The 9659-nt window shown below is 54.5% G+C and carries 6 protein-coding genes; 3 read left to right on the top strand and 3 right to left on the bottom strand.

The window, feature by feature from the left end; genetic code table 11:
- Positions 1 to 758 (bottom strand): LysR family transcriptional regulator (locus tag RI563_RS08900; protein ID WP_310694020.1); only part of this gene is annotated, 758 nt, incomplete at its 3' end.
- Positions 759 to 973: 215 nt separating this feature from the next.
- Here RI563_RS08900 and RI563_RS08895 point away from each other — a divergent pair.
- Together RI563_RS08895 and RI563_RS08890 are read left to right on the top strand one after the other, a co-directional pair.
- Positions 974 to 1246, top strand: coding sequence for a hypothetical protein (locus RI563_RS08895; protein ID WP_310694019.1), 273 nt, complete (start codon positions 974 to 976; stop codon positions 1244 to 1246).
- An 18-nt stretch (positions 1247 to 1264) separates the two neighbouring features.
- Positions 1265 to 2356 carry a sulfite exporter TauE/SafE family protein gene (locus RI563_RS08890; protein ID WP_310694018.1) on the top strand — a complete coding sequence of 364 codons (1092 nt, stop codon included), beginning with the start codon at positions 1265 to 1267 and terminating at the stop codon, positions 2354 to 2356.
- A gap of 103 nt (positions 2357 to 2459) precedes the next feature.
- On the opposite strand, the gene RI563_RS08885 is transcribed toward RI563_RS08890, so the two are convergent.
- Together RI563_RS08885 and guaB are read right to left on the bottom strand one after the other, a co-directional pair.
- Positions 2460 to 7313, bottom strand: coding sequence for an NAD-glutamate dehydrogenase (locus tag RI563_RS08885; RefSeq protein ID WP_310694017.1), 4854 nt, complete (start codon positions 7311 to 7313; stop codon positions 2460 to 2462).
- Between the two features lie 268 nt (positions 7314 to 7581).
- On the bottom strand, positions 7582 to 9042 hold the full coding sequence (guaB, locus tag RI563_RS08880; protein WP_310694025.1) for an IMP dehydrogenase: 1461 nt from the start codon (positions 9040 to 9042) through the stop codon (positions 7582 to 7584).
- A 254-nt stretch (positions 9043 to 9296) separates the two neighbouring features.
- Here guaB and RI563_RS08875 point away from each other — a divergent pair, with 254 nt between their 5' ends.
- Positions 9297 to 9599 (top strand): hypothetical protein, encoded by a 303-nt coding sequence (locus RI563_RS08875; protein WP_310694016.1) that lies wholly within the window; start codon positions 9297 to 9299, stop codon positions 9597 to 9599.
- Positions 9600 to 9659: the final 60 nt, after the last annotated feature.

Here is a 9659-nt window from a genome sequence, read left to right as displayed (position 1 = left end):
TCTTTGACGGCAAAGCGCGGCAGGAAACTGACGTGTTTACCTCGACCCAGCATCTCGACAATGGTGTCGGTGGAACCCACCTCCAGCGCCACGTCCAGTTTCTCAATCCCGATACCGGTTAGCGCCTGATCCAGTTCTTCGCGGCTGGATGCATGCTTTTCGCGCAACACATAAGGCAGTTCGGTCAGCTGCTCCACGGCCAGCCATTCACTCCGCGCCAGGGGATGGCTGGCACCGCAGACCAGCCACAACTCATCATCGGCCCACTTCTGCACCAGCACATCGGGATGATCCGGCGCATTTTCCATCAGCGCCAGATCGGTCCGCCCGGTCACCAGATGGGACTGGATATCCCGGCCATAGGCCATGCGACTGTCGATCTTGTAATCAGGGTAGCGATCGGCAAACTGGAAAAGCAGATCCGGCAGCAGGTGCTCACCGATAGAGAAAGTCACCTCCAGACCCAGCGTACTTTGCCCCAGATACAGATTCTGTAACTCTTCATACAACGCACGCTGGCGATCCAGGGTCTGGACCGCCAGCAGATAGACCTTTTCGCCCGCGGGCGTGAGTCGCAACCGGCCGCTGACCCGCTCCATCAGCCGGGTCCCGTAACTGGCTTCCAGGGCCCGCAGGCGCTTGGTCACGGCCGGCTGGCCGATATTCAGCGCCACAGCCGCTGCGGAGACGCCGCCCTGCTCGACGATCGCCCGCAGGGCTGCCCAGCCATTGATATCGGGGAAATCTTGATATTCCATAAAGGAATATTTACATAAAGAATTTCATTAGTAAATACTGAAACGCTGTCGCATAATACGCGCCCTCGGTAAGCATATCTTACTAATTTCCTGTAGTTTTCTGTCAGCCGGTCAGTTCGCCGGCAACCAGACTGAACAGACTAACTCCGGGTGATATTCCACAGGGCAATATCAGCGGCCTGAGGAAGCACCCGCAAGCATCCATGGAGTGCATGATGACCAAACCTGCAGACAAACTGGCGCCCGGACGCAAAATGCTCTCGACGGCCACCCTCTACACCATCCTGTATGGCTGCCTGAGCCTGGGACTCTACATTTTATTATTCGTCTTCAACGATGAAATCCGTCACATGGCGGAGGCAACCAGCCGCGGCGACAAAACCCTGTTTTTTATCCCCATCATCATCGCCCTGGTTTTCTCCCTGGTGCACGGCGCCTTCACCGGTTATTTCTGGGAAGCGCTGGGTCTCAAAGCCAAGAAAAAATAATCTTGAGAGGTTAATGTCGTGGAAGCTGTCAATTTTCTGGATCTCAATGCAACAACCGTCTTTTTGCTGTTCCTGGTCGGTTTTATCGGCGGCATGGTCAGCGGCTTCATCGGTTCCGGAGGGGCCTTCGTCCTGACCCCGGCCATGATGAGCCTGGGTGCCCCGGGGGTGATCGCCGTAGCCAGTAATATGGCGCACAAGTTCCCCAAGGCACTGGTCGCCTCCATCAAGCGAAACAAGTATGGCCAGGTCGACATCAAGCTGGGACTCATCATGGGTATTTTTGCCGAGATCGGTGTCTTTGTCGGTAAGGAGTTCATGACCAATATTCGCACCAACTTTGGCGATACAGGCACTGATCTCTATGTCTCCGTGGTCTTTATTGTCGTGCTGGCGCTGGTCGGCGGTTATGTGTTGCGCGATGCGTTCCGTTGCAAACGCGAAGGTGGCGATGTGGAAGGTGCGGAACATATCACGCCGCGTCTGGCCAAATGGGTACAATCGATCAATATTCCCGGCACCATGATGAGCTTCCACTCCATCGGTGGCAAACGCGTCTCGGTCCTGTTCATTGCCCCGTTGGGCTTTGCCACCGGCTTGCTGGCCGCCTCGATTGCAGTCGGGGGGTTCATCGGCGTTCCTGCGATGATGTATGTTCTGGGCGTCCCGGCGCTGATGGCCTCGGCGACCGAACTGGTTGTCGCATTCGTCATGGGCATGGGCGGCAGCCTGTTCTATGCCTGGGAAGGTTTCGTGGACATTCGTCTGGCGATGATCATCCTGGCCGGTTCGCTGTTCGGCGTACAGATTGGTGCTATCGGCACCACCTATGTCCGGGACTACACCGTCAAGATGATCATGGGCATGATTATGATCATCGTGTTGTTTAGCCGGCTGTTCGAGATGCCGGTTTACCTGTCAGATCTGGATCTCATCAGCACTATTTCCGAGGGGACCAGCTCGCTACTGAGCAACATCAGCTTTGGCACTCTGGCGCTGGCATTATTGAGTGGCGCGTTTGCAATCCTTGCTGCACTGCTCAAGGGTATCAAGCAACATAAGAAACAGCAGGCGGATGCGGAATACGCCGCCTCGGTGGCAGAATCCTAAGTCGATTCGCAATGTCACAAAAAACCCGGCCTGTGTGCCGGGTTTTTTGTGCGCATTAGTTTCAGAGCGGCAATGACATCGCGAAAGCAGGAAACCGTCCTTTTCAAGATTCGACGGATTCATCAAGGTTACGAATCAATTTCTGCAGTTCATTCAACGCCACGTTGAGCAAGGCCAGATCCACATGGGCCGATTTGAATTCCACGAACCGTCGACTGTAGCGCTCCAGCACCGATTTATGAGCCTTCCGCCAGTTTTCGAACAGCCGCTTCGCATCGGTATTTGTTTCAAATTCCAACACACTGGCGGTCAACAAACGTTGCAGACGATACAACTCATCGCGCAGGGCGGAACGCGCCAGGCGCGTCCAGTGCTCTTTGCGCGATAATTGGTCGATTTCATCCCGTAACCAGTGCAAGTTCAATGCCGCCCCCAGCCGATTGAATACCTGAGCAACAAAAACCGGACTTTGTTGTGTGTGCAAAGACACTTCAACCATATCCAGCGCCGGAAACAGGTAGGGTAGCCCCGCCATGCGCCAGGCGAAGGATTCGGGAACCCCCTGTTCCTGATAATCCTGTGCCACTTGGGCCAGGGCTTCACTATCCTCCTCAACAACCTGGCCCGGCAGGGCATCAACCAGCGAAGTCACACTGTCCATATACTTGTCGATGGTGGCGCCGATATCCAGCGGACGCGGAACATTTTGCAACAGCCACAACGTGGACTGATTGGCCAGGCGCCGAATGGTGCTTAACATTTCGAGCTGTACCGAGGCCTCGACCTGGTTATCCAGTAATGCAATCTGTCGCCACAAGCCGGGTAAATCAAAGATTTTTCGGGTTGCCAGATAGGCACAGGCGATCTCGGGAATCGGGGCGCCGGTGTGTTCATGCAGTCGAAACGCAAAAGCCATCCCCATCCGGTTAATCATGCTGTTGGCGATGAATGTGGCAATAATCTCCCGGCGCAACGGGTGATTGTTCATATGTTGCGGGTATTCCCGGGCAATCGCCTCGGGAAAATAAATCGGCAGTTCATTAACAAGATATGGTTCGTCAACCGCATCGGAAGTCAGTAACTCCTGATAGAGATCGATCTTGCTGAAAGCCTGCAACACGGCCAGCTCAGGCCGGCTCAAGCCCTGTTCAGTGCTGCGCCGTGCCGACAGATTTTCGTCATCGGGCAAATTCCAGGTCTGGCGTTGTAACAGCTCCTTGCGCTCCATCGCTCGCATCAGCCGAATGTGCTCATCCAGCAATGTTGGCGCCAGGTACTCGCTGAGTGAGAGCGCCTCACTTTGTTGATAATTATTAATCAGAACCAGCCGGGCCACATCTTCGGTCATACTGCCGAGAAGCCGGTTACGCTGTGATTCGTCAAGCAACCCCTCGCCCATCGCCTTGTTGAGCAAGATTTTGATATTAACCTCGTGATCAGAGCAATCCACCCCACCGGAATTATCAATAAAATCGGTATTCAGACGCCCACTCTGTCGGGCAAACTCTATACGGGCACGCTGCGTCAGCCCCAGATTCCCCCCTTCTCCGATTACCTGACAGCGTAGCTCATCGGCATTAATCCGCAGGGCGTCATTAGCCCGATCATCCGCATCATCATGACTCTCATTGCTGGCTTTGAAAAAAGTCCCGATACCCCCGTTCCAGAACAGTTCGACCGGTGCTTTAAGAATCGCAGTGATAAGTTCGTTGGGTGTCAGTGATCCGGCTTCCACTTGCAGCGCGTTTTTCACCTGTGGAGAAAGCGTAATGGATTTTGCCGAACGGGAATAAACGCCCCCACCTTTGGAGATAAGTGCCGGATCATAATCTGACCAGTTAGAGTGCGGCAGGTTGAACAGGCGCTCACGTTCCCTGAAGCTGCTCTCGGCGTCCGGTGCGGGGTCCAGAAAAATCTCCTTGTGATTGAAGGCCGCTATCAATCGGATATGGCGGGATAACAACATGCCGTTGCCAAAAACATCGCCAGCCATATCCCCGATTCCGGCCACGGTAAACTCTTCCTGCTGAATATCCTTGCCGATTTCACGAAAGTGGCGTTTGACCGATTCCCAGGCACCACGTGCGGTAATACCCATTTTCTTGTGGTCGTAACCGGTCGAACCGCCGGAGGCAAAGGCATCATCCAGCCAGAAGTTGTACTCGCGGGCGATGGCATTGGCAGTATCTGAAAAAGAGGCCGTCCCCTTGTCGGCTGCTACCACCAGATAGGGATCCGGATCATCATAGCTGACGACCCGGGATGGTGGGACCGGTTTGTCATCAACCAGATTGTCGGTTAAGTCCAGCAAACCCCGAATAAAAGTTTTATAACAACTGATAACCCGCTGGTTTATCTCATCGCGTTCCAGACCACGTAAATTCTGTTTCACAATGAAACCACCCTTCGCGCCAACGGGGATAATTACGGCATTTTTTACCATCTGGGCCTTCATCAGACCAAAGACTTCCGTACGAAAATCTTCCTTGCGGTCAGACCACCGTATGCCGCCACGGGCGACCTTGCCTCCTCGCAGATGAACTCCCTCGGTTTGTGGCGAGTAAACAAATATCTCGAACTGAGGTTGGGGACTGGGCAGATCGGGGACTTTGTGGGGATCCAGTTTGAACGACAGGTAGGGTTTCGGCACCTGCTGGTCCATTGTCTGAAAATAGTTAGTTCGCAGCATAGCCTGAATCAGGACAAACAGGCGGCGTAATATCCGATCCGCATCAAGCGTCGGAACCTCATCCAGCGAGCGTTGAATCGCATCACTTATCCGCTCACTACGTTCGGTGGCTTGCGTCTGACCATCTGGATCGAAACGAACGAGAAACAGATCCACCAGCATGCGGGCAATCTGGGGATGCTCGACCAGCGCCTGCTCCATATAGTTCTGGCTAAACGGGAAGCCGGTCTGTTTAAGATATTTGACACAGCTTCGAATCACTACAACTTCACGCCAGTCTAACCGGGCACGCAACACCAGGGCATTCAACCCGTCATTTTCCACCACGCCATACCAGATGCGTACAAAGGCATCCTGAAAAATGCTCCGTACCTGTTCCGTGTCCAGTTGACCTTCATACGCATATACCATCCCGATATCATGCAGCCAGACCATGGGACGTCCGGCTGGCCGCAGACGATGTGGACGCTCATCAATTACCTTGAGCCCCATGTTCTCCAGAATGGGTAACAATAAAGAAAGGGACAAAGGTTCTTCCGTGTGAAACAACTTGAACCGGATTTTCTCCGGCGGCGCCTCTACCGGGTGATATAACCCCATCCCCAGATCCAGGCCGTCTGCCAGGGCTTCGAGCTTGTGAATATCGAGCGCAGCGATTTCTGCTGAATAGTCTCCCTGATAGGATGCCGGAAAAGCAGTATTATAATCCAGCAACAGTCTGTTGCCCTGCTCCTCGCCATATTCATGAATTAGCGCGGCATGAAGATCATCCTTCCAGCTTCGAATAGTAGCAGCTATCCGTTTTTCAATATCACCAATATCATACTGGGGTAAATCGCCAGGTGGCAGATGCAGTATCAGATGCAAGCGGGCCAATACCGAATCGGTCAGCCAGACCGTGAAATCCATTTCCCGGGCGTTAAACAGATTGGTGAGAATTTCCTGCACCTTGAGCCGGACATCGGTATTGAATCGATCCCGTGGCATATAAATCAGGCTGGAGATGAACCTTCCATAGGCATCGGGACGCACAATTACCCGTACTCGCTGCCGCTCTTGTAATTGCAGAACACTGCGCGATATCTCATACAATTCATCATCGGTACACTGAAACAGCTCATCACGCGGCAGGGTTTCAACGATATTTAACAGCGCTTTTTGTGAATGGCTATGCGGCCGAAAACCGGAGCGACGCATCACGGACTGCACCTTGCGTCGCAGCATCGGGATATCCGTGGCACGACGAATATAGGCCGCAGAAGTATATAATCCGAGAAAACGCCATTCACCGATCACCTTTCCATCGGTGTTGAATCGCTTGATACCGACATAATCCAGATAGCCTGGTCGGTGGATGGTCGCCCGGGAATTACTCTTGGTCAGTATCAACAGAGCCGGCTCGTGAGCTTTTTGTTTTGCCCGGGGGTGTAACTGCTCGAAACTGCGCGAATAGGTATTATCCTCTGCGTTTCGCAGAATCCCCAATCCACTGTCAGAGATAATTTTTAAAGAATCATTCCCTTTACGACGCTCGAGTTGATATTCGCGATAACCAATAAAGGTGAAATGGTCCTGATCCAGCCACTCCAGAAAAGCCAGGTCCTCCTCCAGTTGTTCATCATCCAGTGGGGGTTTGATTGCCCTGATTTCTTCGATAATGGTTCGCAAACGCCCCCGCATCGGTTGCCAGTCCTGAACACAGGCTTCGATATCCGCCAGCACCCGGGCGATGTCATCATGCAACTCCTGCAGGACAACCGGATCACTCTGCTGATCAACCTCAAAATACATGCAAGCTTCATTGGTGGTTTCATCACCAATTTCATTCACGTCGAACACTTTGCTCAGGTTGCCCTCAGCATCACGTTCAATACGCATCACCGGGTGAATGATCAGATGAACCGTCAGGCCATGCCGGTTCAGTGCCATTCGAACGGAGTCGACCAGAAAAGGCATATCCTTCTGGATTACTTCAACAACCGTATGCGTCGACTGCCAGCCCTGCTCTTCAAGTTCGGGATTATGAACCCGGATCAATACCTGCTGCGAACGGCGCCGACGCGCCAGGTTCCAGTGTGAGATCACTGCGCCGTACAGGTCATCCAGCTGGCGTTCGGACAGATCTTCCAGGGATACACCGGCCAGATACTGACGGATAAACTGTTCAATGTTGTCATGCTCCCGGGCGGGAAGGCTGTTGCGGGCGCGCTGCACCACTTTGTCGATCAGATGGTGGGTATCATGTGTCGGCGTTACGGGGTTGTACATAGTGATGGCTGATGGCCTCTGAAGAGGGAGTTGGACTCGTCGGAATCTATTGAATTCTCTATCGAGTCTACAAAAAAAATCCTGCCAGCGACAGCCATACGCGTCAGACTTCAGAATGCGACAACTGGCGACCAGACCATTTTTAAACGCTTAAGGGTGACGCAAAGCATCATTGTCGGGCAGAGGCGACTGGTGACTAACTGAAACTCAAGGGGAAAGTAAGAACGAAATCGCTGCCGGGTATGCAGTAATACCCGGCAGCTTTGAGTTAAACCCGGTAATTGGGCGATTCCTTGGTGATCTGCACGTCGTGAACGTGACTTTCACGCATCCCGGCACCGGTGACGCGGACGAACTCGGGACGGGTCCGCATCTCGTCAATGCTGCGACAGCCGGTATAGCCCATGCTGGCACGAATCCCGCCCAGCAACTGGTGGATGACCGGACTCAACGGGCCTTTGAACGGCACCCGGCCCTCGATACCTTCGGGCACGAGCTTCTCGGTCTCGCCGCCTTCCTGGAAATAGCGATCCGAAGAACCGTGCCGGGCCCCCATGGCACCGATCGAGCCCATCCCCCGGTAGGATTTGTAGGAGCGACCCTGGAACAGCTCCACATCGCCAGGCGACTCCTCGGTGCCTGCGAACATGGAACCGAGCATCACGCAGTAGGATCCGGCCACCAGCGCCTTGGCGATATCGCCCGAATAGCGGATACCGCCATCGGCAATCAACGGTACGCCGGTACCATCCAGCGCTTCGGCCACGTTGGCCACCGCGGTAATCTGCGGGACGCCCACCCCGGCCACGATACGGGTGGTGCAGATGGAGCCGGGACCGATACCGACTTTGACCCCGTCGGCACCGGCATCCACCAGGGCCCGGGCTGCGTCACCGGTAGCAATGTTACCGCCAATGACCTGGACCCCGGGAAACTGTTTTTTCACCCAGGTCACCCGATCCAGCACGCCCTGGGAATGGCCGTGGGCCGTGTCCACCACGATGACGTCCACGCCGGCTTCGACCAGGGCCTCGACCCGCTCCTCGGTCCCTTCGCCAACCCCGACGGCCGCCCCGACGCGCAGCTGCCCGTATTCATCCTTACAGGCATTGGGGTATTCGCTGGCTTTCTGAATATCCTTGACGGTAATCAGACCACGCAGCTCGAAGTTATCGTTGACCACCAGAACTTTCTCGATTCGATGCTCGTGCAGCAGATGGAGGATCTCCTCCCGGGCTGCGCCCTCCCTGACCGTCACCAGCTCATTTTTGGGCGTCATGATGCTGGATACCGGCTGCTCGTAATGGGTCTCGAAACGCAGATCCCGGCTGGTGACAATCCCCACCAGCTCACCGCCTTCGACTACCGGCACCCCGGAAATATTCTGTGCCCGGGTCAGCGCCAGCACATCGCGAATCGTCGTGTCGGGCGTGACTGTGGTCGGGTCCTTGATCACCCCGCTCTCAAATTTTTTGACCAGCCGGACATGTTCAGCCTGGGTCCGGTAATCCATATTCTTGTGGACGATCCCGATACCGCCTTCCTGGGCCATGGCGATGGCCAGCCGGGCCTCGGTTACGGTGTCCATGGCCGCCGCCGCCAGGGGAATATTCAGCTCGATCTCCCGCGTCAGGCGGGTCGCCAGAGAGACCTCCTTGGGCAGAACATCGGAGTGAGCAGGCAACAGCAGGACATCATCAAAGGTGAGAGCTTCTTGGGCAATTCGCAGCATTTTGGGGTCCCGGTTGAGGTAAATCGCCGAATTATAAAGACTTTTGCCGGACCGGTAAATCGGGCCGATAGCTGATTTTAGCAAAAATCAGCGGTTGCCATCTCGATTCTGACGCCGCATAATGACTTTCAAGTATGGCGTGGTGGCTACATGTCGCTCCGGCCAACATTAATAAGAATCAAGGTCCGCGAAAGGATCGGTTAATAACAAACCCCATAAACTCAAAACAAGTGATTCCATCGGAGGAGCCCATGAAGAAGATTGCAATTCTGGCGATGACTGCAGCCCTGTCTCTGGCCGCGTGTGCCACCGGTCCGAGCATGACCCAGCAGGATGCCAACAGTGCCATCAGTGCCGCCAAATCCGAACTGAACAAGGCTGCCAGCATCAACTACGCCTGGCGTGATACCGGCAAGATGATCAAGGCTGCCGAAAAAGCCGCCAAAAAAGGCGAATATGACAAGGCGGTCAGCCTGGCCAACGAAGCTCGCAAACAGAGCGAAATAGCCCAGGTCCAGCAAAGCGAAGAACAGGGCGCCGGTCCGCGCTTCTGAATCACGGCTCAGGCTGTGTAAAAAAGGCCGGGTTCGCCCGGCCTTTTTTATTGCCTGCCA

It is taken from the genome of Thiohalophilus sp. (assembly GCF_031581315.1).
GTDB lineage: Bacteria > Pseudomonadota > Gammaproteobacteria > UBA6429 > Thiohalophilaceae > Thiohalophilus.
Note: the sequence above shows the minus strand (reverse complement) of the source record. Positions and strands in the feature narration are given on the sequence as shown.